Below are 24,186 nucleotides of genomic sequence, written 5' to 3' on the forward strand. Positions count from 1 at the left end.
CGGCTGCTGCGGGACAGCGGAACGGGGGCCCCGGATCAAGCGATCCGGGGCCCCCGTCACCGTACGAACGGACGCGCTCAGGCCTTCTTGGCCGACTCGGCCCCTCCGCCGGAAGACGACTCGGCCCCGTCACCGGAAGGCTCGGCCGCCTCCCCCGAAGCCTCCGCCTCGCTCTTGTCCAGCTTCACCCGGTCGGCCTTGTCGTCGCCGCCCGCCTCACCTGAGGTGAGTTCGTCGGAGGCACTCGGTTCCACGATCTCCTCGCGCCCGGGGCGGGTCCTCGCCGACACCACGAGGTAGACCACCGCGAGGACGAAGACCACGATCGCGGTCCACACGTTCAGCCGCAGGCCAAGGAGGTGGTGCGCGTCGTCGACCCGCATGTACTCGATCCAGCCGCGCCCCGCGCAGTACGAGGCGACGTAGAGCGCGAACGCCCGCCCGTGCCCGAGCTTGAAGCGGCGGTCGGCCCAGATGACGAGGAGGGCGACGCCGACGCACCACAGGGACTCGTAGAGGAAGGTGGGGTGGTAGGTGCCGGGGATCCGGCCGTCCTCCGCCGAGGTGATCTTCAGCGCCCAGGGCAGGTCCGTGGGCTTGCCGTACAGCTCCTGGTTGAACCAGTTGCCCCAGCGGCCGATGGCCTGGGCGAGGGCGATGCCGGGAGCCAGCGCGTCGGCCCAGGCCGGCAGGGGGATGCCCCGGCGGCGGCAGCCGATCCACGCGCCGACCGCGCCGAGCGCGATCGCACCCCAGATGCCGAGGCCGCCCTCCCAGATCTTGAAGGCGTCGACCCAGTCACGGCCCTCGCTGAAGTACAGCTGGTAGTCCGTGATCACGTGGTAGAGACGCCCGCCGACGAGGCCGAACGGAACGGCCCACACGGCGATGTCCGCCACGGTGCCTGGCCGGCCCCCGCGGGCGACCCACCGCTTGTTGCCGAGCCAGACGGCCACGAAGACGCCGATGATGATGCAGAACGCGTAGCCGCGCAGCGGAATGGGTCCGAGTTCGACCACACCGCGCGACGGACTGGGGATGAAGGCAAGGTCCATGGCAGGACCGACGCTACCGTGCCGGGCGGCGGGGGCGGCAACCAGCCCGGCTACGGGTCCATAACAGGCGCCCGGCCCGCGGGCCCCGGCGCTAGCGCTTGTCGGCGTCCGCCACCAGCTGCCGCAGCTTCTGCGGGCTCAGGGGATTCTGCTGGCCGTAGATGTTCTTGCCGTTCAGCAGCACGGTCGGGGTGCCCTGGAGCTTCGCGTCCTGGAAGGCCTTGTGCGACTTGGCGACCCAGCTGTCGTGTTTACCGTCCTCGACGCACTTCTTGAAGGAGTCCGTGACGAGGCCGTCGACCTCTTCGGCCAGCTCGATCAACCGGCCGTTCTTGCTGTACGCGTCGTCGGGCTCCGGGGGCTGGTTCTTGAAGAGCACGTCGTGGTAGGCCGGGAACTTGCCGGCGTCCTGGGCGCACGCCGCCGCGTTGGCCGCGCGCAGCGAGCCGCTGCCGCCCATGTTCCCGTCGATGAGGGTGGTCAGGTGGTACTCGACCTTGAGCCGGCCCTTGGCGGCGAGGTCGTTGATCGTCGTGCGGAAGCCGTCCTCGAACTGCTTGCAGGCCGGGCAGCGGAAGTCCTCCCAGATGGTGAGGGTCGACTTCGCGCTCTCCTTGCCGAGCGGGAGCGACAGCCGGTCCTTGCCGTTCGCCCCTTCGGGGACGGAGACCGGGCCCGCCGTGTCGCTCTTGTCGTCGCCGGAACTGGCGGCGAGCACTCCGACCACGGCGGCGAGGCCGAGGACGCCGACCACCGCGGCGCCGACGATCAGCGCACGGCGCTTCTTGTCGCGGGCCTTCTGCCGCTCTCGCTCTTCCGCCAGCCGCTCACGGGCCGATCGCTTTGCCTCACGGTTCTTCTCACTCACACCCCGCCAACGAACCGGGGAGGCGCGAGCGCGCCTCCCCGGTCCAGGTCCACTCGTACGAGTTACGCGCCGCCGCGCACCCCGTCCGCGAGTTCGGCCGCGAGCGCGCGCACGGCGGCGAGCCCGGCGCGCTCGTCCGGGGCGTCCAGCATCCGCTGCACGAAGGCCGAACCGACGATCACGCCGTCGGCGAAGCCCGCCACCTCGGCGGCCTGGCGGGCGTTGGAGACGCCGAGGCCCACGCAGACCGGCAGGTCGGTGGTGGCCTTGGTGCGCCGCACCAGGTCCTGCGCCTGCTCGCCCACCGACTCACGGGTGCCGGTGACACCCATCAGCGACGCCGCGTAGACGAAGCCGGAGCCCGCCGCGGTGATCGTGGCGAGCCGTGCGTCCTTGCTGCTGGGCGCCACGACGAAGACGGTGGCCAGACCGTGCTTCTCGGCGTGCTCGCGCCACAGTCCCGACTCCTGGACGGGCAGGTCGGGCAGGATGCAGCCCGCGCCGCCCGCCTCGGCCAGCTCGGCGGTGAAGCGCTCCACGCCATAGCGGTCGATGGGGTTCCAGTACGTCATGACGAGCACCGGCTTGCCGGTCGCCTCATGGGCCTCGCGGACCGTGCGCATCACGTCGCGGATCTTGAGGCCGCCGCGCAGGGCGATGTCGTCGGCGGTCTGGATGACCGGGCCGTCGAGCACCGGGTCGGAGTGCGGCAGGCCGACCTCGACGATGTCCGCGCCGCCGTCGAAGGCCGCCTTCACGGCCTCGATGCCGCCGTCGACGGTGGGGAAACCGGCGGGCAGGTAGGCGATGAGCGCCGAGCGGCCCTCGGCCTTCGCGGCCGCCAGGGTGTCGTTCAGCAGCTGGATGTTGCCGCCGATGGATGCAGCGCCGCTCACTTGGCGTCCCCCTTGATCTCCGCGCCGGTGGCGGAGGCGTCCGCCTCGACGGTGGCGTCCGTGTCGTACAGGCCGAAGTAGCGCGCGGCCGTGTCCATGTCCTTGTCGCCGCGCCCGGAGAGGTTGACGACGATCAGCCCGTCCTTGCCCAGCTCCTTGCCGATGTCGAGCGCCCCGGCGAGGGCGTGGGCGCTCTCGATGGCCGGGATGATGCCCTCGGTGCGGGACAGGAGCCGCAGGGCCTGCATCGCGGCGTCGTCGGTGACCGCGCGGTACTCGCCGCGGCCGCTGTCCTTGAGGTAGGCGTGCTCGGGTCCGATGCCGGGATAGTCGAGTCCGGCGGAGATCGAGTAGGGCTCGGTGATCTGGCCCTCCTCGTCCTGGAGCACGTAAGAACGGGAGCCGTGCAGGATGCCCGGCTCGCCCGCGGTCAGCGTGGCCGCGTGCTCGCCCGTCTCGACGCCGTGTCCGGCGGGCTCGCAGCCGATGAGGCGTACGTCCCTGTCGGGGATGAAGGCGTGGAAGAGGCCGATGGCGTTGGAGCCGCCGCCCACGCAGGCGACGGCGGCGTCGGGCAGGCGCCCGGCGCGCTCCAGGATCTGCCGCCTGGCCTCGACGCCGATGACGCGGTGGAAGTCGCGGACCATGGCGGGGAAGGGGTGCGGTCCCGCCACGGTCCCGAAGAGGTAGTGGGTGCGGTCCACGTTGGCGACCCAGTCGCGGAACGCCTCGTTGATGGCGTCCTTCAGGGTGCGGCTGCCGGACTTCACGGCGATGACCTCGGCGCCGAGCATGCGCATGCGGGCCACGTTCAGGGCCTGGCGCTCGGTGTCGATCTCGCCCATGTAGATGGTGCATTCGAGGCCGAAGAGCGCGCAGGCGGTGGCCGTCGCGACGCCGTGCTGACCGGCGCCGGTCTCCGCGATGACGCGGGTCTTGCCCATGCGCTTGGTGAGCAGGGCCTGGCCGAGCACGTTGTTGATCTTGTGCGAGCCGGTGTGGTTCAGGTCCTCGCGCTTGAGGAAGACGCGGGCGCCGCCCGCGTGCTCCGCGAAGCGGGGGACCTCGGTGAGGCTGCTCGGCCTTCCCGTGTAGTGGACGAGCAGGTCGTCCAGCTCGGCGGCGAAGGCGGGGTCGCTCTTGGCCTTGTCGTACTCGACGGCCACCTCGTCCACGGCGGCGACCAGGGCCTCCGGGATGAACTTGCCGCCGAAGGCGCCGAAGTAGCCTTCGGCGCTGGGGACTTGACCCTCGGGGTCCGGGATGAAGAACTGGCTGGGCATGGCTGATTCCTCGCTGAGGCGTGGGTTGACGTCTGTCTCGCGTACGCCTTGTCGCCGTTGCCGTTCGAGGACTCGGCGCGACTGCGGCCCGTCGTGGGCTGGTCGCGCAGTTCCTCGCGCCCCTGACGGGGCGCTTTCAGCTCAGGCGGCGCACAAGGCGCCGCGCTGCCATCGCATTCCGGGGATCTGGCCCGGCTCCGAGCCGATGTGGTACCGCACGCGCCTGCCCCGCACGCGCCGCGCGGGCGCCCGGCAGCCGCGGGGGCGGCAGCCGGGTGCGAGGCGGGCGGAGATGGCCATGGGGTGCGGTCAGCCCCGTCCGTGGCGCAGGGCCGGGTGCGCGCCCGCGGCGACGAGGTCGGAGACCGCGGTCTTCGGGTCGCGGCCGGTCACCAGGGACTCGCCCACCAGGACCGCGTCGGCGCCCGCGTTGGCGTACGCGATCAGGTCGTGCGGGCCGCGCACACCGGACTCGGCGATCTTGACGACGCTGTCCGGCAGCTCGGGGGCGATCCGCTCGAACACCGTGCGGTCGACCTTGAGGGTCTTGAGGTCGCGGGCGTTGACGCCGACGACACGGGCGCCCGCGTCCACGGCGCGCTCGGCCTCCTCCTCGTCGTGCACCTCGACGATCGGCGTGAGGCCGATCGACTCGGCGCGCTCGATGAGGGACTCCAGGGCGGGCTGGTCCAGGGCGGCGACGATCAGCAGCGCGAGGTCGGCGCCGTACGCCCGGGCCTCCCACAGCTGGTACGAGGTGACGATGAAGTCCTTGCGCAGCACCGGGATCTCGACCTTGGCGCGGACGGCCTCCAGGTCGGCGAGCGAGCCGCCGAAGCGGCGCTCCTCGGTGAGCACGGAGATGACGGCGGCGCCGCCCGCCTCGTAGTCGGCGGCGAGTCCGGCGGGGTCGGCGATCGCGGCGAGGGCACCCTTGGAGGGGCTGGAGCGCTTGACCTCGCAGATGACCTTGACGCCGTCACCGCGCAGAGCGGCCGCGCCGTCCTTGGCCGCGGGAGCCTTGGCCGCGCGTTCCTTCAGCTCGTCGAGGCTGACGCGCGCCTGCCGCTCCGCGAGGTCGGCACGGACTCCGTCGATGATCTCGTCGAGCACACTCACGCGAGCGGTCCCCTTCCCTGACGGTTGAAGCTGACGATCAATCTGGTCACTGCGATGGTATCCGCAGGAGGGCGAAGGCTCCGCATCCGGTTGACGCCCGTCCCACGACCTGGACATTCACCACCCGTGCGGCCTGCGGGTTCATGGATGCAGCCATGACCCGAACGGCAGATTGCGTACGAGCGTGAAGAGCGCGACCAGCACGCCGAGGCCCCACAGCTGCGCGGCGCCGAGCGCGATCCGCAGCGGCCGTCCGCGCGCCGCCCTGACCACCCAGAGGGCCCATACCGCCGCGAAGAGGACGTATCCGATGACGGCGAGCGCGTTGGCGCCGAGGGCCGCGGCGAGGTCGCCGTGGACGAAGGCGTGGGCGCTGCGCAGGCCCCCGCACCCGGGACAGTAGAGGCCGGTGAGGCGCAGCAGCGGGCAGGCGGGGTAGTGGCCGGGTTCGTTGGGGTCGACGGCGCCGACGTAGGCGAAGGCACCGGCGACGAAGGCGAGCAGACCGGCCGGCACGAGGAGCCGCCCCACCAGGGCGGACGCGCGCCCGCGGGCGGTTTCGGCGCTCTCGGTCTCGGCGGTCACCCGTGCATTGTGCACCGCGCGCGGGGCCGCCGCCCGGGGGCGCACGCGCGAAGAGGCGGCCCCGGCTGCTGCGGGGACCGCCTCTTCTCGTACCGCGTGTCGTACGGCGTATGTCAGCTCTCGGCGCGGATCTCCCGCTGCGGGCGCTTCTCCGCGCCGAGGCCCATGGCGCGCATGACGAGGCCGACAAGGCCGCCGACCACGACGAGGGCCATACCGGCCCAGAACCCGGGCACGTTCGCCATCACCATGAAGGCACCCGCGACGCAGAAACCGATGAAGGCGATGATGACACCGGTCCAGGCGGCCGGGGTGTGTCCGTGGCTGCTGCCCGCCATGACTTGCTCCTCGTTGCTGTATGCGTGGTAGTCGGTGGGAGGCCCACCGCGAGTCGTGCGCTCGCTGCCATTGTCCCGTACTCGCGGGGCCGCTCTGAGCGCGGGGTCAGGCTTCGCGCGTCGGGTCCTCGCCGCGGTCGAGCGCCTTCCACAGTTCCTCGGGCCGTTCCGGGTCCGGGGCGCGGCGGGCCTTGCGGGGGCTCGGTGAGCCGTCGCGTTCGTAGCGCCCCGACATCGCGGGCCAGGAGCGGCCGTAGGTGAGGGCGAGGAGCCCGGCGAGCAGGAGCAGGACGCCCGCGGCCGCCGCGGCGTACGGCCAGCCGGTGTGGCTGAGGCCGCCGATGGTGGCGGCGGCGTCCCCGGAGGCGGTGGCGGCCTTCTCGTCGAGTGCGGCGCTGTCGCGCGCGCCGAGCAGGGCCGCGGCCGCGGTGCCCGCGCCGCTGAGCATGAGCAGCAGGGAGACCAGGACGCGTCCGGTGCGGCGGACCGCGAAGACGGCGACGAGGGCGGCGAGGCCCACTATGGCGAGGGCCGCCGGGACGCCGGTGACGTCACTGCCCTGGGCGGTCAGCGGCAGGTCGCCGCCGGCCACCGACGCCGTTCCGTGGGCCCAGGCCTGGCGGGAGGCGAGCAGCGCGAGGGCCGCGCCGACGGCGCCGAGCAGCAGTGCGGCGGCGATGCTGCGCCTGCTGCCGCGCTGTTCCCGGGTCTCGGGTTCGCGCTCGGTCCGGCGCCCGGTCCCGGCCTCCGGCCGTGTCTCGGGCTGGTCGTCGGTCTTGGCGTCGGTCCGGGGCGGTGGTACTGCGGAAGTCACCTGTCCACTATCCCTCACGGCTCGCGGGGGCGTGCAGGCGGTTGGCCGTGTGGATGGCGCGCAGCACGGCGGCGGCCTTGTTGCGGCACTCGGTGTCCTCGGCGACGGGGTCGGAGTCGGCGACGACACCGGCCCCGGCCTGGACGTACGCCGTGCCGTCACGGAGCAGGGCGGTGCGGATGGCGATGGCGGTGTCGGAGTCGCCCGCGAAGTCGAGGTAGCCGACGCAGCCGCCGTACAGGCCGCGCCGGGACGGCTCCAGTTCGTCGATGATCTGCATGGCGCGGGGCTTGGGGGCGCCGGAGAGGGTGCCCGCGGGGAAGCAGGCGGTGAGCACGTCGAAGGCGGTGCGGCCCTCGGCGACCTGCCCGGTGACCGTCGAGACGATGTGCATGACGTGGGAGTACTTCTCGATGGACATGAAGTCGACGACCTCGACGGAGCCGGGCTCGCAGACCCGGCCGAGGTCGTTGCGCCCGAGGTCGACGAGCATCAGGTGCTCGGCGCGCTCCTTGGGGTCGGCGAGGAGTTCGTCGGCGAGGGCCTGATCCTCCTGCGGGGTGGCGCCGCGGTGCCGGGTCCCGGCGATGGGGTGGACCATGGCGCGCCCGTCCTCGACCTTGACGAGGGCTTCGGGGCTGGAGCCGACGACGTCGAATCCGTCGAGGCGGAAGAGGTACATGTACGGCGACGGGTTGGTGGCCCGCAGCACGCGGTAGACGTCCAACGCGCTTGCCGTGCACGGCGTTTCGAAGCGCTGGGAGGGCACGACCTGGAAGGCCTCGCCGGCCCGGATGCGCTCCTTGATGTCGTCGACGGCTTCCTGGTACTGCTCGCCGCCCCACAGGGCGGTGTACGGGGGCAGCTCGGAGGCCGGGAGCGCGGCCGGGGGCTGGGCGACGGGGCGCGAGAGGTCGGCCTCCATGGCGTCGAGCCGGGCGATCGCGTCGGCGTGGGCCTCGTCGACGCCGGTGTCGAGGTCGTTGTGGTTGATCGCGTTGGCGATCAGCAGGACCGAGCCGTCCCAGTGGTCGAGGACGGCGAGGTCGCTGGTGAGCAGCATGGTCAGCTCGGGGAGCTTCAGGTCGTCCCGCTCGCCCGGGCCGATCTTCTCCAGGCGGCGCACGATGTCGTAGCCGAGGTAGCCGACCATGCCGCCGGTGAAGGGCGGCAGCTGTCCGGCCAGGTCGCGCGGGGTGTGCAGTATGTCGACGGTGGCGCGCAGCGCGGCGAGCGGGTCGCCCGCGGTGGGGACGCCGACGGGCGGGGTGCCGAGCCAGTGGGCCTCGCCGTCGCGGACGGTGAGGGTGGCGGCGCTGCGGACTCCCACGAAGGAGTAGCGGGACCAGCTGCGGCCGTTCTCCGCCGACTCCAGGAGGAAGGTGCCGGGGCGCTCGGCGGCGAGCTTGCGGTAGAGGCCGACGGGGGTGTCGCCGTCCGCGAGGAGCTTGCGGCTGACGGGGATGACGCGGCGGTCGGTCGCGAGCTTGCGGAAGGTCTCCAGGTCCATGGCAGCAGACCCTACTGACCGGGCGCGGGCACGTCGGACAGGGGCAGTACGTCGGAGTCGAAACAGGTGCGCGTGCCGGTGTGGCAGGCGGCGCCGACCTGGTCGACCTGGACGAGGACGGTGTCGGCGTCGCAGTCCAGGGCGACTTCCTTGACGTACTGGAAGTGTCCGGAGGTGTCGCCCTTGACCCAGTACTCCTGGCGGCTGCGGGACCAGTAGGTGCAGCGCCCCGTGGTGAGGGTGCGGTGCAGCGCCTCGTCGTCCATCCAGCCGAGCATCAGCACCTCACCGGTGTCGTACTGCTGGGCGATGGCGGGGAGGAGGCCGTCGGCGCTGCGCCTGAGGCGCGCGGCGATCTCCGGGTCGAGGCCGCTGCTGGGCGGGGGGACGCTGGTCATGGGCCCATTGTGCCGCGCGGGCGCGGGCCGCTCCGCGCACGTCCACTGTCCGGACCGGGAGGACGGTCGTAGGCTTGCCCGTATGTCGACCCATGCGAAGCGTGAACGACTTCTCCTCGCCGATCTGTTGGAGGCGGAGGGGCCCGAGGCCCCCACCCTCTGTGAGGGCTGGAAGACCCGCGATCTCGCGGCCCACGTGGTGGTGCGCGAGCGCCGCGCGGACGCGGCGGGCGGGCTGTTGATCAAGCAGCTGGCGGGCCGCCTGGAGCGGGTGCAGGCCGAGTTCGCCGCGAAGCCGTACGAAGAGCTGATCCAGCTGATCAGGACGGGCCCGCCGCGTTTCTCGCCCTTCAACCTCAAGCAGGTGGACGAGGCCTCGAACTCCGTGGAGTTCTACATCCACACCGAGGACGTGCGCCGGGCGCGCCCCGACTGGACCCCGCGCGACCTCGACCCGGTCTTCTCGGACGCCCTGTGGTCCCGGCTGGAACGGACGGCCCGCCTGGTGGGCCGCAAGGCGCCGGTGGGCCTGGTCCTGCGCCGTCCGAACGGCCAGACGGCGGTGGCCCACCGGGGCACCCCGGTGGTGACGGCCACCGGCGAGCCGTCCGAGCTGCTGCTGTTCGCGTACGGCAGGCAGGACGTCGCCGACGTGGCCCTGGACGGCGACAAGGACGCGATCGCGGCACTCCACGAGACGAAGCAGCTGGGCCTCTAGGGGTAGAGCGCTCGCCGGCTAGCGCACCGGGTGTCCCGCCTCCCGCAGCGTCTCCTTCACCTCGCCGATCCGCAGATCGCCGAAGTGGAAGACCGAGGCCGCGAGGACCGCGTCCGCGCCCGCCGCGATCGCCGGGGGGAAGTGTGCGAGGCGGCCCGCGCCGCCCGAGGCGATGACGGGGACGGTGACGTGCTTGCGTACGGCCTCGATCATCTCGATGTCGTAGCCGTCCTTCGTGCCGTCGGCGTCCATCGAGTTGAGCAGGATCTCGCCCGCGCCCAGCTCCGCGGCCCGGTGCGCCCACTCGACGGCGTCGATCCCGGCGGACTCGCGGCCGCCGTGGGTGGTCACCTCGAAGGAGCCGGACGCCGTGCGCCGCGCGTCCACCGAGAGGACGAGGACCTGGCGGCCGAAGCGCTCGGCGATCTCGCGGATCAGGTCGGGGCGGGCGATCGCCGCCGTGTTCACGCCGACCTTGTCCGCGCCCGCGCGCAGCAGCTTGTCGACGTCCTCGGCGGTGCGCACGCCGCCGCCGACCGTGAGCGGGATGAAGACCTGCTCGGCGGTGCGGCGCACCACGTCGTAGGTCGTCTCGCGGTTGCCGGAGGACGCGGTGATGTCCAGGAAGGTCAGCTCGTCGGCGCCCTCGGCGTCGTAGACCTTGGCCATCTCGACGGGGTCGCCCGCGTCGCGCAGGTTCTGGAAGTTGACGCCCTTGACGACGCGGCCGTTGTCCACGTCCAGGCAGGGGATCACGCGTACCGAGAGCGTCATGCGGGGGCTCCTCGGTAGGCTTCCAGCTCCACCTCGACCAGGATGCGCGAGTCGACGAAGCCGGAGACGACCACCATGGTCATCACCGGGCGCACGGAGTCGAAGACCTCCTTGTGCGCGCGTCCCACCGCCTCGACGTCCCGCGCGTGGGTGATGAGGAGCCGCACGGCGGTCACGGAGTCGGGGCCGAGCCCGAACTCGGCGATCGCCGCGAGCGCGTTGGCGATGGCGACCCGCGTCTGCTCGTAGGGGTCGCCCTCGCCGTGCAGGATGTCGCCCTTGAAGGACGTGGTGCCGCCGACCACGACCCGGTCGCCCGCCGCGACGGCCCGGGCGAAGCCGAAGGCCTCCTCCCAGGGGCTCCCGCTCTGTACTCGTCGTACGCCGCTCATCGGGACACGGCCTCCAGCGCCTCTTCCAGCGTGAACGCCTTCGCGTACAGCGCCTTGCCGACGATGGCGCCCTCGACGCCGAGCGGGACGAGCTCGGAGATGGCGCGCAGGTCGTCCAGCGACGAGACACCGCCGGAGGCGACCACCGGGCGGTCGGTCGCCGCGCAGACGTTGCGCAGCAGCTCCAGGTTGGGGCCCTGGAGCGTGCCGTCCTTGGCGATGTCGGTGACCACATAGCGCGCGCAGCCCTCGGAGTTCAGGCGCTCCAGGGTCTCGTAGAGGTCGCCGCCGTCGCGGGTCCAGCCGCGGCCGCGCAGCGTCGTACCGCGTACGTCGAGGCCGACCGCGATCTTGTCGCCGTGCTCGGCGATGACCTTGGCGACCCACTCGGGGGTCTCCAGGGCGGCGGTGCCCAGGTTGACGCGGGTGCAGCCGGTGGCGAGGGCGGCGGCCAGCGAGGCGTCGTCGCGGATGCCGCCGGACAGCTCGACCTTGATGTCCATGGCGCCCGCGACCTCGGCGATCAACTCGCGGTTGTCACCGGTGCCGAACGCGGCGTCCAGGTCGACCAGGTGCAGCCACTCGGCGCCCGACCGCTGCCAGGCGAGGGCGGCCTCCAGCGGGGAGCCGTAGGAGGTCTCCGAGCCGGACTCGCCGTGGACGAGGCGTACGGCCTGGCCGTCGCGGACGTCGACGGCGGGAAGGAGTTCGAGGGTGCTCACAGGGTTCCGATCCAGTTGGTGAGGAGCTGGGCGCCGGCGTCGCCGGACTTCTCGGGGTGGAACTGCGTGGCGCACAGGGCGCCGTTCTCGACGGCCGCCACGAAGGGCTCGCCGTGCGTGGACCAGGTGACGTGCGGGGCGCGCATCGCCGGGTTCGCGACTTCGAGGGACCAGTGGTGCACGGCGTAGGAGTGCACGAAGTAGAAGCGGGCGTCGTCGTCCAGGCCCTTGAAGAGGGTGGAGCCGGCCGGGGTCTCGACGGTGTTCCAGCCCATGTGCGGGACGATCTCGGCCTTCAGCGGCTCGACCGTGCCGGGCCACTCGTCGAGGCCCTCGGTCTCCACGCCGTGCTCGATGCCGCGCTCGAAGAGGATCTGCATGCCCACGCAGATGCCCATCACGGGACGTCCACCGGCCAGGCGCCGCCCGACGATCCAGTCGCCGCGCGCTTCCCTCAGGCCCCGCATGCAGGCGGCGAAGGCGCCGACGCCGGGCACGAGCAGGCCGTCGGCGTTCATGGCCTTGTCGTAGTCGCGCGTTATCTCCACGTCGGCTCCCGCGCGCGCGAGGGCGCGCTCGGCGGAGCGGACGTTGCCGAAGCCGTAGTCGAAGACGACGACCTTCTTGGGAGTGCTCATCTGTCGTACGCCTCCCGTCAGTTCCAGTAGTCGAGCCGCAGGATGCCCGCCGCCAGACACATCACGGCGGCGATCGACAGCAGCGTGATCAGGCTCTTGGGCATCCCCTGCTTGACGAAGGAGATGATGCCGCCGATCAGGAAGAGACCGACGACGATGAGGATGGTGTTGAGGCCCGTCATCGGTTACAGCGCGCCCTTCGTGGAGGGAAGGATGCCCGCCGCGCGCGGGTCGCGCTCGGAGGCGTACCGCAGGGCGCGGGCCAGGGCCTTGAACTGGCACTCCACGATGTGGTGGGCGTTGCGTCCGTAGGGCACGTGGACGTGCAGGGCGATCTGCGCCTGCGCGACGAAGGACTCCAGGATGTGCCGGGTCATCGTCGTGTCGTACTCGCCGATCATCGGCGCCATCTTCTCGGGCTCGGTGTGCACGAGGTAGGGGCGGCCGGAGAGGTCGACCGTCACCTGGGCGAGCGACTCGTCGAGCGGGACCGTGCAGTTGCCGAAGCGGTAGATGCCCACCTTGTCGCCGAGGGCCTGCTTGAAGGCGGCGCCGAGCGCGAGCGCGGTGTCCTCGATGGTGTGGTGGGAGTCGATGTGCAGGTCGCCCTCGGTCTTGACCGTGAGGTCGAACAGGCCGTGGCGGCCGAGCTGGTCGAGCATGTGGTCGTAGAAACCGACCCCGGTCGACACGTCGACCTTGCCGGTGCCGTCGAGATCGATCTCGACGACGACGGAAGTCTCCTTGGTGGTCCGTTCGACCCGTCCTACGCGGCTCATGCGCCGTGCTCCTTCTTGAGTTCGCGTACCGCATCGAGGAACGCGTCGTTTTCGGCCGGGGTTCCCGCGGTGACCCGCAGCCATCCCGGTACGCCGTTGTCCCGCACCAGGACGCCCCGGTCGAGGATCTGCCGCCACACCCGGTGGGAGTCGGGGAACCGTCCGAACTGCACGAAGTTGGCGTCGGAGTCGGTCACCTCGTAGCCCAGCGCGCGCAGCTCGGTGACGAGGCGGTCGCGCTCGGCCTTGAGCTGCTCGACGTACTTCAGGAGCGTGTCGGTGTGCTCCAGGGCGGCGAGCGCGGTGGCCTGGGTGACGGCCGACAGGTGGTACGGCAGGCGCACGAGCTGCACGGCGTCGACGACCGCCGGGTGGGCGGCGAGGTAGCCGAGGCGCAGCCCGGCCGCGCCGAACGCCTTGGACATGGTCCGCGAGACGACGAGGTTCGGCCGCCCCTCGATCAGGGGGAGCAGCGAGTCGCCGTGGCTGAATTCGACGTACGCCTCGTCGACGACGACGATCGCCCCGGCGGTCGCGGCCTTGGCCTTCTGCGCCGCCTCGTACAGGGCGAGGACCGTGTCGGCCGGGACGGCGCTGCCCGTGGGGTTGTTGGGCGTGGTGATGAAGACGACGTCCGGCTCGTTGTCGGCGATGGCCTGCGCGGCCGCCTCCACGTCGATGGTGAAGTCGTCGTGGCGCGGTCCGGAGATCCAGGCCGTGCCGGTGCCGCGCGCGATCAGGCCGTGCATCGAGTACGAGGGTTCGAAGCCGATGGCCGTCCTGCCGGGGCCGCCGAAGGTCTGCAGGAGCTGCTGGATGACCTCGTTCGAGCCGTTGGCCGCCCAGACGTGGGCGAGGCCGACCTCGTGGCCCGAGGTGCGGGTGAGGTAGCGCGCCAGTTCGGTGCGCAGCTCGACCGCGTCCCGGTCGGGGTAGCGGTTGAGGTCGCGGGCGGCTTCGCGCACGCGCTCGGCGATGCGCTCGACGAGCGGCTCGGGCAGCGGGTAGGGGTTCTCGTTGGTGTTCAGGCGTACGGGCACGTCGAGCTGGGGCGCGCCGTAGGGGGACTTGCCGCGCAGCTCGTCGCGGATGGGGAGGTCGTCGATGCGTACGTCGCTCACTGGCCCGGCACCTTCCATCCGAACCGGGCCTTCAGCGCGGCCCCGTGCGCGGGGAGGTCCTCGGCCTCGGCGAGGGTGACCACGTGGTGGGTGACCTCGGCGAGCGCCTCGCGGGTGTAGTCGACGATGTGGATGCCGCGCAGGAACGACTGGACGGACAGGCCCGAGGAGTGGCAGGCGCAGCCGCCGGTCGGCAGGACGTGGTTGGAGCCCGCGCAGTAGTCGCCGAGGGAGACGGGTGCCCAGGGGCCGACGAACACGGCGCCCGCGTTGCGCACCTTTTCGGCCAGCTCGGCCGCGTCGCGGGTCTGGATCTCCAGGTGCTCGGCTCCGTAGGCGTTCACGACCGCCAGGCCGTCCTCGATGGCGTCGACGAGGACGATCGCGGACTGCTCGCCGCGCAGGGCGGGCTCGATGCGCTCGTCGCGGTGCTTGGCGACGGCGACCTGGGCGGTCAGTTCCCGCTCCACCGCGGCGGCCAGCTCCGCGGAGTCGGTGACCAGGACGGAGGCGGCCAGCGGGTCGTGCTCGGCCTGGCTGATCAGGTCGGACGCCACGTGGGCGGGGTCGGCCGAGTCGTCGGCGAGGACGGCGATCTCGGTGGGGCCTGCCTCCGCGTCGATGCCGATCTTGCCCGTGAAGTAGCGCTTGGCGGCCGCGACCCAGATGTTGCCCGGCCCGGCCACCATGCTCGCCGGGGCGCAGGACTCGGTGCCGTGCGCGAACATCGCGACGGCGGTGGCGCCGCCGGCCGCGTACACCTCGTCCACCCCGAGGAGCGCGCAGGCGGCGAGGATCGTCGGGTGCGGCAGGCCCCCGAACTCCTTCTGGGCGGGTGAGGCCAGCGCGATGGACGGCACCCCGGCCTCCTGCGCCGGGACTGTGTCCATGATCACAGAGGAGGGGTAGACGGCCCGCCCGCCGGGGGCGTAGAGGCCCACGCGGTCGACCGCGACCCACTTCTCGGTGACGACGCCGCCCGGTGCGACCTCGGTGCGCTCGGTGGTGCGGCGCTGCGCCCGGTGCACGATGCGCGCACGCCGGATGGACTCCTCCAGAGCGGCCCTGACCTGCGGGTCCAGCTCATCGAGGGCACGCGTGAGCGCCGCGGCCGGCACCCGGACCTGGTCGAGGCGCACGCCGTCGAATTTCTCGGCGTACTCGATCAGCGCCGCGTCGCCGCGATGATGCACGTCTTCGCAGATGGGCCGCACCTTCTCCAGGGCGGCCGCGACGTCGAAGTCGGCACGGGGCAGCAGGGCGCGCAGGGCGGGGCCCTCGGGGAGGGCGTCGCCGCGCAGATCGATTCGAGAGATCACATGGCCAATTCTCTCAGACCTTCTTTCGACGTCGGTCGCCTGTATCAGTGGCTGATACGGATCCCGCTGGACGCCGTTCACCACTAGCGTTCAGTCGGTCACAGAGCGGGCATGAAACAGGTGTACGAGGCAAGAGTGCACCGCAGGACGGGGAGGCAAGGGCAGTGGTCGACGACGCGGGCACCGGGGACCCGCCGGACGGGCTGACGGCCGCCGAGATCGGCATGTGGCAGGCCTTCCGCAACGGCAGCGTCTACGACCTCAGATCGGGCAACGCCCTCGCGGACGATCCGCACGGCGGGCACCCCTGGGGTCCCGAGCGCAGTGTGCGGGCGCGCATCGTGTGCTGGCTGCTGCTCGACGGCCCGCCGGCGCTCGCGGGCCGGGTCTCCTCGCTGAAGCTTGCCGGGGTGCAGATCACGGACGTGCTCGATCTCGCGGGCGGAACGGTCGTGCCGTACACGGAGATGAAGCACTGCCGCTTCGAGAAGGAGGTCGTGCTCCCCGAGTCCCGCTTCGCCACGCTGCGCCTCGTCGACTGCTCGATCCCGCGCATCGAGGCGGCCCGGCTGCACACGGAGGGCGATCTGCACCTGCCGCGCTGCCGGGTCCACAACGGCATCCGCCTCACCGACGCCCAGATCGGCACCGACCTGCTCCTGAACCAGGCGGTGGTCTACCGCGACCGGCGCGGCCGTTCGATCACCGGCGACGGGCTCGCCGTCGGACAGGACCTCCAGGCCGAGATGATGGAGTCGCACGGCGAGCTGAGCCTGCGCGGCGCGAAGGTCGGCGTCTCGCTGAGCCTGCGCGGCAGCAAGCTGATCAACCAGTACGGGCGGCACGCGCTCAACGCCCCCCAGCTGACCGTCGAGCGCACGCTGTATCTGACCCCGGCCGCCGTCGGCAATCCGCCGCAGACCAGCGGCATGACCCCGGCGCGGGGCACGCGCGTGCAGCGCTTCGAGTGCGAGGGCGGCATCCGTCTCGACGACGGCCGCTTCGGCGACGCCATCGACTTCGCGCAGGCCCGCTTCACGCTCCAGCACGACCAGGAGATCTCGCTGCGCCGCGTCCAGACGCCCGAGCTGCGCTTCCTCGGCGAGGCGCCGCAGCGCGGCAAGGTCGTGCTGTCCGGCGCCAAGGTGGTCAACCTCATCGACAGGGCGGCGAGCTGGCCCGGCCCCGGCGGCCTCCAGATGGGCGGTTTCACCTACGAGAACCTCGTCCCGCTGGGCAGCTTCCCGCTCTCCGGGCGGCTGAGCTGGGTGGCGGCCGCGACCGCCGAGTACAACCCCGAGCCGTACGAGAAGCTCGCCGCCGTCCTGCGCAACGGCGGGGAGGACGCCGACGCCCGCGAGGTCCTCCTCGCCAAGCAGCGGCGCCGCCGCGAGACGCTGCCACTGGCGGCGAAGCTGTGGGGATACGCGCAGGACTGGACGGTCGCGTACGGCTACCGGCCCGGGCGCGCGGCCGTGTGGATGGCGGTGCTGTGGGCGATCAGCGCGGTGGCGTTCTCGCACGCGGACCACCCGGCGATCAAACCGGGCGAGCACCCGCACTGGAACCCGGCGCTCTTCTCCCTGGACCTGCTGCTCCCCGTGATCAACCTCGGCCAGGACAGCTACTGGCAGCTGCGCGGCGGCTGGCAGTGGTTCTCGACGGCGCTGATCCTGCTCGGCTGGGTCCTGGCGACGACGGTGGCGGCGGGGGCGACGCGGCTGCTGCGGCGCAGCTGAGGCCGCCGCCGAACCGTTATCCGGCCGCGGGCAACCTTCCCCTCCCTTTGACCGTCCTCCCTGCGCGACCAACAATTGAGCAACCACGACGGTGACCGGCACCCCGCGTCCGCGGCCCGGTTGAGGCAAAGGAGGGCACGGTGTTGCGTGCCTTCATCCGTACCGCCCGCATGGTCCGGCACACCCCGCGCCTCGCCGCCGGACTGCCGCCGGACGAGGAGGTACTCCTCGACGCGCCCGACGAGCGGCTCGCCCCCGCGCTCGTCGCCGCCGGCCGGGGCGACCACGGCCCGGCCGCCAAGCTGCTCGCCACCACCCGCGAGGCCGCCGAGTGGGAGAACCGCGACCGCTACACCACCCGCCTCGCCGCCTTCGCCCGCTCCCGCCCCGAGTGGTTCGACGACTGGCTCGGCGCCTCCCCGCACGACCCGGACGCCCTGCTCGTCAAGGCCGAACTGGCCGTCGTCCGCGGCTGGGAGTCACCGGCCCGCGCCGAGCTGCTGCGCGAGATGAGCCCGCTGCTCACCGCCGCCGCCGAGGCCGACCCGCGCGACCCGGTGCCCTGGCGGATCGCCCTGGACCACGCGCGCGGCACACACGCCCCGCACACCGTCTTCGAACAGCTGTGGGGGGAGGCGGTGCGCCGCTCCTCGTACCACTACGGCTGCCACGCCTCGGCCCTCCAGTACCTCTCGGCGGCCTGGTACGGCTCGCACCGCGAGTGCTTCGACTTCGCCGAGCGTGCCGCCGCCGACGCGCTGCCCGGCTCGCTGATACAGGCCCTTCCGGCGCGGGCCGCCTTCGCCTATCTGACGAGCCCCTCGGGGAAGGTCCCGCGCGAGCGCCTGGACGCGGCGGCCGACCTCGCGATCGGCCTCTCCCGGGAGTACGAGGCGGCCGACCCCTGGCCCGCCGAGGTCCGCAACCTCCTCGCGTACGTACTGGTGCGCCTGGAACGCTGGGACGACGCCCTGGAACAGCTGCGTCTGATCGGCCCGTACGCCACGTCCTTCCCCTGGGACCGGATGGCCGACGATCCACTTGGCCAGTTCCTGGAGCTGCGCGACGGCGTACGCATCGAAGTGGCGTCGATGACGCCGTTGCGACCGCCGCGCGGACGCGTGCGCTCCGGCGAGCATTAGGCTTGCCGGTCGTGACCATCCGGCTTCCGCTCTTTCCGCTCAACTCGGTGCTGTTCCCCGGCCTCGTGCTGCCGCTGAACGTCTTCGAGGAGCGATATCGCGCCATGATGCGCGACCTGCTCAAGACCCCCGAGGAGGAGCAGCGCCAGTTCGCCGTCGTCGCCATCCGCGACGGCCTGGAGGTGGCGCCCAGCGCCCCCGGCCTCCCCGACCAGACGGCGGTGCCCGAGCACGGGCCCGCCGCGGGCTTCGGCGACGACCCGCTCAAGGCCTTCCACGCGGTGGGCTGCGTGGCGGACGCGGCGACGATCAGGGAGCGCGCCGACGGCGGCTTCGAGGTCCTCGCCACCGGCACGACGCGCGTACGGATCCACTCGGTCGACGCCTCGGGCGCCTTCCTCACCGCGGAGGTCGAGGAGATGCCGGAGGAGTCCGGCGAGGGGGCGGGCACGCTCGCGGAGGGCGTCCTGCGGGCCTTCCGCGCCTACCAGAAGCGGCTGGCCGGGGCGCGGGAGCGCTCGCTCACGACGGGGGCGGAGCTGCCGGACGAGCCGTCCGTCGTGTCGTACCTGGTCGCCGCGGCGGCCGTCCTCGACACCCCGACCAAGCAGCGGCTCCTGGAGGCGCCGGACACCGCGGCGCGGCTGCGGGACGAGCTGGAATTGCTGCGCGCCGAGACCGCGATCATCCGTAATCTGCCCTCGCTGCCCGCGACCGAGCTGACGCGCGGGACGACCAGCCTCAACTGACGGCCTCGACGGAACCGGCCGCGACTGACGTACGCCCTGAACGTAAGGCGAGCACCTTGGCGAAGAAGCAGAAGAATCAGGCGGCCGGCACTCCGGCGACGGTGGCGCTCACCGCGGCGGGCACCGACTTCACCGTCCATGCCTACGAGCACGACCCCGCCCACCCCTCGTACGGCGAGGAGGCCGCCGAGGCCATGGGCGTCTCCCCCGACCGGGTCTTCAAGACGCTGGTCGCCGAGGTCGACGGCGAGCTGACGGTCGCCGTGGTGCCGGTCGCGGGCTCCCTGGACCTGAAGGCGCTGGCCGCCGCGGTCTCCGGCAAGCGCGCCGTGATGGCCGACCCGGCCGCCGCCGAGCGCACCACGGGCTATGTGCGCGGTGGCATCTCCCCGCTCGGCCAGCGCAAGAAGCTGCGTACGGTCCTCGACGCCTCGGCGTCGGCACACGCCACGATCTGCGTCTCGGCGGGCCGCAGGGGCCTGGAGGTCGAGCTGGCGCCGGGCGACCTGGCGAGGCTCACGGAGGCGGTGCTCGCGCCTGTCAGCAGGGCGTGAAAGTGCCCTCGACAGCTGTGCGGGGCGCGACTAGTAACCCAGGGCATGTCGAAGAAGACGCGCATGCGGAAGTGGCGGGCGAAGAAGCGCAAGGCCAATCACGGCAAGCGCCCCGCGTAGGGGTCACCCGAAGGCCCGCGTAGGGGTCACTCAAGGGCCCTCGCTCAGGGAGCCGTGTCCCCGGGGCGCACCTCGTCGTACGGCTCTTCGTAGGGCACCGCGTACGGCTCCGGGTCGCGCGGCCCGAACAGCGCCGTGAGCCCCAGATGCACGGCCAGCGCGGCCACCGGCCAGGCGAGGACCGTGCCCTTGGCCTTGAGTTCCATGGGCGCGTCGAAGACGATTCCCTTGCCGAGGGCCTTGGCGTGCGCGGCGACGTCCGTCTCGGGGCCGAGCAGGACCCCGAGCCCCCACGCGAGCAGGGCGCCGAACAGGGCGCCGAGGGCGAGCCCGGCGACCATCGGGACTCCCCCGCTCCTGCGGACCAGGAAGGCGACGGCACCGCTGACGGCGCCGAAGCCGAGCGAGAGCAGAGTGAACGTTCCGTCGACGCCGATCGCCTGTTCGCCCTCGGTGTCCTTGAGGTAGACCGCCTCGCCGTCCGAGATGAGCGGGACGCGCGGCGCGAGCCAGAGCCACAGCGCGCCGAGCACCAGGCCGCTGAGGGCCACCACGACCATGATCAGTGCGGCCTGCAGCAGTTCCTTCTTCATGCCGGGCCCGTCCTCCTCGAATCCGTGCGGAGGCACACCCGCCGACGGTTGCGCGGGTGCCCGCCAGGGCTCGTTCGAGGGTTCGTCGTGCGGCGGTTGGGAGGGTGTCAGCGGTGCGGTCACCCACACATCGTGCCAGTACTCCCTGTGCGGCGCGTCACCGGACGGCCGCCCGGCGGTACGCCCAGGTGGCCACGGCGAGCGAGGCGACACCGACCCCCGCGCAGACCGCCAGATCGAGGGCGACGACGGCCCAGTCCGGCTCCGGCCCGAACGTACGAGCGAAGGCCTCCACTCCGTACGTGGAAGGCAGCAGGTCACGCGCGTACTGCAACAGCGTCGGCATCCGCTCGGCCGGGAGCACGCCGAGCAGCAGCGCCGCGGACATGCCCATCTGACCGAGCAGCGTGGCCAGTTCGGGCCGCGGCGCGAGCAGGCCGAGCGCGGCGCCGAGTCCCGCGAGGGCGGCGCCGGCGAGCGGGATCACCGCGGCGAGCACCCACAGGTGGGTGAGCGGCAGCCCGAAGAGGCCGCAGCCGACGACGGCCGTGACGAGGGTGCCGGGCACCGTGAAGGAGGCGTACGCGGCGGCCGCGCCCAGCACCACGGCGGCGGGCGGCACGGGCAGGGTGGCGTAGTGGTCGAGCCCGCCGTCGGCGCGGAGCTGCCCGAAGTACTGCGCGAGCAGGTTGAGCGCGACGAACGCCACGACGAGCACGGACGATCCGGCGACGACGGCACGGGCCTCGCCCCCGCCGTCCACGACCCCGCGCATCAGGATCATGATGCCGACGGACTGGAAGGTCGCCACGAAGAGCAGCGGTATCCGCGCGACACGGGCCCGGGAGAGCTGGGCGCGGTAGACGGCACAGAGCGCGGGGAACAGCCGGGCCCGCGGCCCGAGCTCCGCGGGCCCGCCGAGGTCGGCCTCACCCGGCTCCTCGGCCCGCACCACGACTTCAAGCGGAACGGCACTCACCGGAGAACCCTTCTGTCACTGTCACTGCCACCCTGCGTCACGACGGTTCTCCCCCGGCCCCAGCTCACGCCTTCACCAGCCCCCGCCCACTCCCGCCCAGGGCGAGATAGACGTCCTCGAGACTGGGCGTGGCCACCGTGAAGTCGTCCAGCGCGGCGAACGCGCTCCCGCCGGTCACCGCCGCGACAGCGGCCCGAGCCTCCTCGGGAGCGAGCCGCAGGGACCACCGGCGCCCGGACTCCACCGCGGAGGAGCGGAGCGCGGCCACCTCGGGGACGTCCATCGGCGCCCGCTCGCGCCACACCAGTTCCACCCGCACCTCGTCCGCGACCTTCTCCTTGAGCCCGGCGGGGCTGTCACAGGCGATGACCTTGCCCCGGTCGAGCACGGCGACCCGGTCGAGGACGGTCTCCGCCTCGATCACGTTGTGCGTGACGAGCAGCACGGTCGTCCCGCGCTCGGCCCGGCGCCAGTCGATCGCCGCCCACACGGCACGGCGCGCGACGGGGTCCATCCCGGTGGTCGGCTCGTCCAGGACGAGCAGCGGCCGCTCCCCCACCAGCGCGGTGGCGAAGCAGGCGAGGCGGCGCTGCCCGCCGGAGAGCTTCTTCAAAGGCCGCGAGGCCAGCGCGGTGAGTCCGAGTTCCTCCAGGACGGCGTCCCGTTCGGCCCGCGCCCTGCGCACGTCGAGCCCTCGCAGCCGCCCCGTCGTCTCGACGGCCAGCGACACGGTCAGCTCGTCGAGCGCGGTGGACTCCTGCCCGAGGTAGGCGAGGATCCGCGCCGCCCGCTCGGGGTGGCGCACGATGTCGTGGCCGAGGATGTCGACCGTGCCGCTGTCGGGCCGCATCAGCCCGGTCAGCTGGCGTACGAGGGTGGACTTGCCGGCGCCGTTGGGACCGAGCAGCCCGAAGATCTCCCCGCGGCGGACCGTCAGGCAGATGCCGTCGGTGGCGCGGACCTCGGGCGTCGCGGGCCTGCCGCGCCTGCCTCGGGCGGCGGGGTAGGTCTTGACCAGGTCGCGCACCGCGCAGACGGCGTCGATGCCGTGTTCCTGACGGAGTCCCTGTCGGACTGCCGGTGCGGGGCGCGTACTCACGAAGGACGAGACTACGGGGTCCGCGGGCGCGGATGACGCCCGGGGCGCCCCGTACGCCCCGTATCAGTCACCTGCGCGGCCCCCCGCGGGCGCGTGCTCGGCGGCGGTCCGGGCGTCGACCTCCCGCCAGAAGCCGGCCCGGATCGCGTACCTGTCGTGCTCGTCGATCTGGTCGTCCTTGTGGGCGAGCAGGCCGAACCGGGCCGCGTAGCGCAGCAGCTCGCCGTCGATGCGGTGCGGGATGCGGGGGTACATCGTCGACAGTTTCTGCAGGTTGTGCTGTTCGGGCAGGCGCGTCATCCACCGCCGGGCGAACACCTGTCCCACCTCAAAAGGGTCGCCGCCGACCGTGGTGATGTCCTCCTCCCGGTCCGCCCAGCGCTGCTCGGCCGTCGTCAGCTGGGCGAGGGTGGGCAGGGCCGCGGCCTCGGGGCCCTCGGGCGCACCGCCCGGCCGCTCGACCCAGCCCTTGTCGGAGGACCAGCGCAGCGTCGCGCTCGTGGGGTGCTGCGCCGGCTGGGTGCCGGGGCCGCGCAGGGCGGCCAGGTCCTTGGGGGTGGGCACGGCCTTGCCCGGGGGGACGCGCTGTTCGCCGGGCTCCCGGCCGTTGGACGCGGCGTCGGCGTGCCGGGCGGGGGCGGCCTCCTCCTCCGCCCGCTGCGCGGCGGCGGCGAGCGCGGACTCCGGCAGCGGTGCGGAGAGGATGGCGGCGATCTCGGGGCGCGGCGCGGGCGGTGGCGCGCAGATGCCGGTGAGTTCCTTGGGGCGTACGGCCTTGGTGATCCACGCCCGGTCGAGGACGCGCCGCTCGTCGGCCTCGGCGACCAGGTCCTCCGACTGGTTGTAGTCGCCGTCGGCGGCCTGCACGGCCCACAGGTGAACGGCGACGCCGTGCTCCTTGGCGGCCATCATGCCGGGCAGCAGATCCCCGTCACCGGTGACGAGCACGATGTCGGAGCAGGCGCGGTTGCGGGCCAGCTCGGTCAGCTCGGCGTGCATGGCGGCGTCCACGCCCTTCTGCGCCCACCGTCCGTCGCTGCGGGTCAGGGCGCCGAGCCGGACCGTCACGCGCGGCATGACCCGCAGCCGCCGGTGCTCGGGCTGGGGTACGCGGTCGGGGGCCCCGTCGAACCAGTAGATGCGAAGGAGCGGGCGCTGGGTCTCGGATTCCGCGCGCTCGCGCAGGCCCTGGATCAAGGCGGCGTGGTCGACGGTGATCCGGGACCTGGAGGGTTCCCCCGCGAGGAGACTCGCGGCGGCACCCAGCAGATACCCGGCGTCCACCAGGACGATGCAGCGGTCCACGCGATCCACCCTCTTTCCCTGGAGGTTCTCCGGCGTTCCGGGAAGTTCCTGAAAAGTGTCCGGAGGTTCCTGGACGTTCCCTAGAAGGCCCACGAACACACCCTGTGACGAGAAGGAATCAGGGGTGCGGTGCGGGACCGCGTCGGGTTTGCTTCGAGTCTGCCCGACCTGGCGGAGGTTAACGGGCGGAACTCGATCTTCGGCGTGGCGCATCGGGGCATTACTGGGGGAGAGCCCTTATTACGCACGGTAATTATCCGAAATGCGCCGTCTGCCCGCGTATGTGAGTCTGGTCGCGTCATGGCCCCCAGATCCCCCTCAGGAGGAAGATCACCATGGCCAAGAACAAGAATCGCAAGCAGGGCAGCCAGGAGAACCGCGCCTCGGCGGCCGAGCAGGCGTCGGAGCAGGCCAAGTCGGCCGCCGCCGAGGCCCAGTCGCCGATGGAGTCGCAGGCTCAGGGCAGCCCCGCTGATGTTGCCCGTAAGCACCAGCGTCGCTTCGGCCACAACTGACGCACACTGAGGCACACATGAGGGGCGCACCCGGATCGGGTGCGCCCCTCATGCTCTTGCCC

28 protein-coding genes are annotated in these 24,186 nt (G+C 72.4%); 6 read left to right on the forward strand and 22 right to left on the reverse strand.

Going from position 1 to position 24,186, the window contains the following annotated elements; all coding sequences use genetic code 11:
- Positions 1-77 precede the first annotated feature (77 nt).
- The 10 genes from lgt to hisI form a co-directional block, all read right to left on the reverse strand.
- Positions 78-1,055 (reverse strand): prolipoprotein diacylglyceryl transferase, encoded by a 978-nt coding sequence (lgt, locus tag DMA15_RS09010; RefSeq protein ID WP_125512250.1) that lies wholly within the window; start codon positions 1,053-1,055, stop codon positions 78-80.
- A gap of 91 nt (positions 1,056-1,146) precedes the next feature.
- Complete coding sequence (locus DMA15_RS09015; RefSeq protein ID WP_125512252.1) at positions 1,147-1,923, reverse strand: thioredoxin domain-containing protein; 777 nt, start codon at positions 1,921-1,923, stop codon at positions 1,147-1,149.
- Between the two features lie 62 nt (positions 1,924-1,985).
- Positions 1,986-2,801 (reverse strand): tryptophan synthase subunit alpha, encoded by an 816-nt coding sequence (gene trpA / locus DMA15_RS09020; protein ID WP_125517491.1) that lies wholly within the window; start codon positions 2,799-2,801, stop codon positions 1,986-1,988.
- Positions 2,802-2,815: 14 nt separating this feature from the next.
- The gene (trpB, locus tag DMA15_RS09025) at positions 2,816-4,102 is read right to left on the reverse strand and encodes a tryptophan synthase subunit beta (RefSeq protein WP_125512253.1); all 1,287 of its coding nucleotides are present in this window, start codon (positions 4,100-4,102) and stop codon (positions 2,816-2,818) included.
- A gap of 309 nt (positions 4,103-4,411) precedes the next feature.
- Positions 4,412-5,221, reverse strand: a complete 810-nt coding sequence (gene trpC, locus DMA15_RS09030; protein WP_125512255.1) for an indole-3-glycerol phosphate synthase TrpC — start codon at positions 5,219-5,221, stop codon at positions 4,412-4,414.
- Positions 5,222-5,362: 141 nt separating this feature from the next.
- Positions 5,363-5,806 (reverse strand): DUF2752 domain-containing protein, encoded by a 444-nt coding sequence (locus DMA15_RS09035; protein WP_240659723.1) that lies wholly within the window; start codon positions 5,804-5,806, stop codon positions 5,363-5,365.
- Between the two features lie 113 nt (positions 5,807-5,919).
- Positions 5,920-6,144 carry an HGxxPAAW family protein gene (locus tag DMA15_RS09040; protein WP_125512259.1) on the reverse strand — a complete coding sequence of 75 codons (225 nt, stop codon included), beginning with the start codon at positions 6,142-6,144 and terminating at the stop codon, positions 5,920-5,922.
- Positions 6,145-6,250: 106 nt separating this feature from the next.
- The gene (locus DMA15_RS09045) at positions 6,251-6,958 is read right to left on the reverse strand and encodes a TIGR02234 family membrane protein (RefSeq protein WP_125512260.1); all 708 of its coding nucleotides are present in this window, start codon (positions 6,956-6,958) and stop codon (positions 6,251-6,253) included.
- 7 nt (positions 6,959-6,965) lie between these two features.
- Entirely contained in the window at positions 6,966-8,468 is a 1,503-nt protein-coding gene (locus tag DMA15_RS09050) for an anthranilate synthase component I (RefSeq protein ID WP_125512261.1), read from the reverse strand.
- A gap of 11 nt (positions 8,469-8,479) precedes the next feature.
- Positions 8,480-8,866 (reverse strand): phosphoribosyl-AMP cyclohydrolase, encoded by a 387-nt coding sequence (hisI, locus tag DMA15_RS09055; RefSeq protein ID WP_125512262.1) that lies wholly within the window; start codon positions 8,864-8,866, stop codon positions 8,480-8,482.
- A gap of 82 nt (positions 8,867-8,948) precedes the next feature.
- Here hisI and DMA15_RS09060 point away from each other — a divergent pair, with 82 nt between their 5' ends.
- Positions 8,949-9,584, forward strand: coding sequence for a TIGR03085 family metal-binding protein (locus DMA15_RS09060; protein ID WP_125512264.1), 636 nt, complete (start codon positions 8,949-8,951; stop codon positions 9,582-9,584).
- A gap of 18 nt (positions 9,585-9,602) precedes the next feature.
- On the opposite strand, the gene hisF is transcribed toward DMA15_RS09060, so the two are convergent.
- From hisF to hisD, 8 genes are read right to left on the reverse strand one after another with little or no spacing between them, the layout of a single operon-like run.
- Positions 9,603-10,358: an imidazole glycerol phosphate synthase subunit HisF gene (gene hisF, locus DMA15_RS09065; protein ID WP_125512265.1), complete on the reverse strand. Its 756-nt coding sequence runs from the start codon at positions 10,356-10,358 to the stop codon at positions 9,603-9,605.
- Positions 10,355-10,750 (reverse strand): Rid family hydrolase, encoded by a 396-nt coding sequence (locus tag DMA15_RS09070; RefSeq protein ID WP_125512266.1) that lies wholly within the window; start codon positions 10,748-10,750, stop codon positions 10,355-10,357. Before DMA15_RS09070 ends, hisF begins: the two co-directional genes overlap by 4 nt.
- Positions 10,747-11,472: a bifunctional 1-(5-phosphoribosyl)-5-((5-phosphoribosylamino)methylideneamino)imidazole-4-carboxamide isomerase/phosphoribosylanthranilate isomerase PriA gene (priA, locus tag DMA15_RS09075; protein WP_125512267.1), complete on the reverse strand. Its 726-nt coding sequence runs from the start codon at positions 11,470-11,472 to the stop codon at positions 10,747-10,749. The genes DMA15_RS09070 and priA overlap by 4 nt, the downstream gene beginning before the upstream one ends.
- Positions 11,469-12,110 (reverse strand): imidazole glycerol phosphate synthase subunit HisH, encoded by a 642-nt coding sequence (gene hisH / locus DMA15_RS09080; RefSeq protein WP_125512268.1) that lies wholly within the window; start codon positions 12,108-12,110, stop codon positions 11,469-11,471. Before hisH ends, priA begins: the two co-directional genes overlap by 4 nt.
- A 17-nt stretch (positions 12,111-12,127) precedes the next feature.
- Positions 12,128-12,292, reverse strand: a complete 165-nt coding sequence (locus tag DMA15_RS36585; RefSeq protein ID WP_055527442.1) for a hypothetical protein — start codon at positions 12,290-12,292, stop codon at positions 12,128-12,130.
- Positions 12,293-12,295: 3 nt separating this feature from the next.
- The gene (gene hisB / locus DMA15_RS09085) at positions 12,296-12,889 is read right to left on the reverse strand and encodes an imidazoleglycerol-phosphate dehydratase HisB (RefSeq protein WP_030783956.1); all 594 of its coding nucleotides are present in this window, start codon (positions 12,887-12,889) and stop codon (positions 12,296-12,298) included.
- Complete coding sequence (locus tag DMA15_RS09090) at positions 12,886-14,010, reverse strand: histidinol-phosphate transaminase (RefSeq protein ID WP_240659724.1); 1,125 nt, start codon at positions 14,008-14,010, stop codon at positions 12,886-12,888. Before DMA15_RS09090 ends, hisB begins: the two co-directional genes overlap by 4 nt.
- Positions 14,007-15,329: a histidinol dehydrogenase gene (hisD, locus tag DMA15_RS09095; RefSeq protein WP_125512270.1), complete on the reverse strand. Its 1,323-nt coding sequence runs from the start codon at positions 15,327-15,329 to the stop codon at positions 14,007-14,009. The genes DMA15_RS09090 and hisD overlap by 4 nt, the downstream gene beginning before the upstream one ends.
- A gap of 224 nt (positions 15,330-15,553) precedes the next feature.
- Between hisD and DMA15_RS09100 the strand changes: the two genes are divergently transcribed.
- The 4 genes from DMA15_RS09100 (at position 15,554) to ybaK (ending at position 19,513) form a co-directional block, all read left to right on the forward strand.
- Positions 15,554-17,068 (forward strand): oxidoreductase, encoded by a 1,515-nt coding sequence (locus DMA15_RS09100; RefSeq protein WP_240660182.1) that lies wholly within the window; start codon positions 15,554-15,556, stop codon positions 17,066-17,068.
- A gap of 170 nt (positions 17,069-17,238) precedes the next feature.
- Complete coding sequence (locus tag DMA15_RS09105; protein WP_125517494.1) at positions 17,239-18,210, forward strand: hypothetical protein; 972 nt, start codon at positions 17,239-17,241, stop codon at positions 18,208-18,210.
- A 2-nt stretch (positions 18,211-18,212) separates the two neighbouring features.
- The gene (locus DMA15_RS09110) at positions 18,213-18,959 is read left to right on the forward strand and encodes an LON peptidase substrate-binding domain-containing protein (protein ID WP_125512272.1); all 747 of its coding nucleotides are present in this window, start codon (positions 18,213-18,215) and stop codon (positions 18,957-18,959) included.
- Positions 18,960-19,015: 56 nt separating this feature from the next.
- Entirely contained in the window at positions 19,016-19,513 is a 498-nt protein-coding gene (gene ybaK, locus DMA15_RS09115) for a Cys-tRNA(Pro) deacylase (RefSeq protein WP_125512273.1), read from the forward strand.
- 164 nt (positions 19,514-19,677) lie between these two features.
- Here ybaK and DMA15_RS09120 read toward each other — a convergent pair whose 3' ends face one another.
- The 4 genes from DMA15_RS09120 to DMA15_RS09135 form a co-directional block, all read right to left on the reverse strand.
- Positions 19,678-20,349 carry a DUF2567 domain-containing protein gene (locus tag DMA15_RS09120; RefSeq protein WP_125512274.1) on the reverse strand — a complete coding sequence of 224 codons (672 nt, stop codon included), beginning with the start codon at positions 20,347-20,349 and terminating at the stop codon, positions 19,678-19,680.
- Positions 20,350-20,383: 34 nt separating this feature from the next.
- A complete protein-coding gene (locus DMA15_RS09125; RefSeq protein WP_240660183.1) occupies positions 20,384-21,181 on the reverse strand; it encodes an ABC transporter permease in 798 nt (265 codons plus the stop codon).
- 88 nt (positions 21,182-21,269) lie between these two features.
- Positions 21,270-22,250, reverse strand: coding sequence for an ABC transporter ATP-binding protein (locus DMA15_RS09130; protein WP_125517496.1), 981 nt, complete (start codon positions 22,248-22,250; stop codon positions 21,270-21,272).
- Positions 22,251-22,367: 117 nt separating this feature from the next.
- Positions 22,368-23,609: an NYN domain-containing protein gene (locus DMA15_RS09135; protein ID WP_125512276.1), complete on the reverse strand. Its 1,242-nt coding sequence runs from the start codon at positions 23,607-23,609 to the stop codon at positions 22,368-22,370.
- A gap of 335 nt (positions 23,610-23,944) precedes the next feature.
- On the opposite strand from DMA15_RS09135, the gene DMA15_RS09140 reads away from it, so the two are divergent.
- Positions 23,945-24,124: a hypothetical protein gene (locus DMA15_RS09140; RefSeq protein WP_125512277.1), complete on the forward strand. Its 180-nt coding sequence runs from the start codon at positions 23,945-23,947 to the stop codon at positions 24,122-24,124.
- The last annotated feature ends 62 nt before the right edge of the window (positions 24,125-24,186 follow it).

The sequence above is a fragment of the Streptomyces sp. WAC 01529 genome (genome assembly GCF_003945545.1).
GTDB classification, from domain to species: Bacteria; Actinomycetota; Actinomycetes; order Streptomycetales; family Streptomycetaceae; genus Streptomyces; species Streptomyces anatolicus.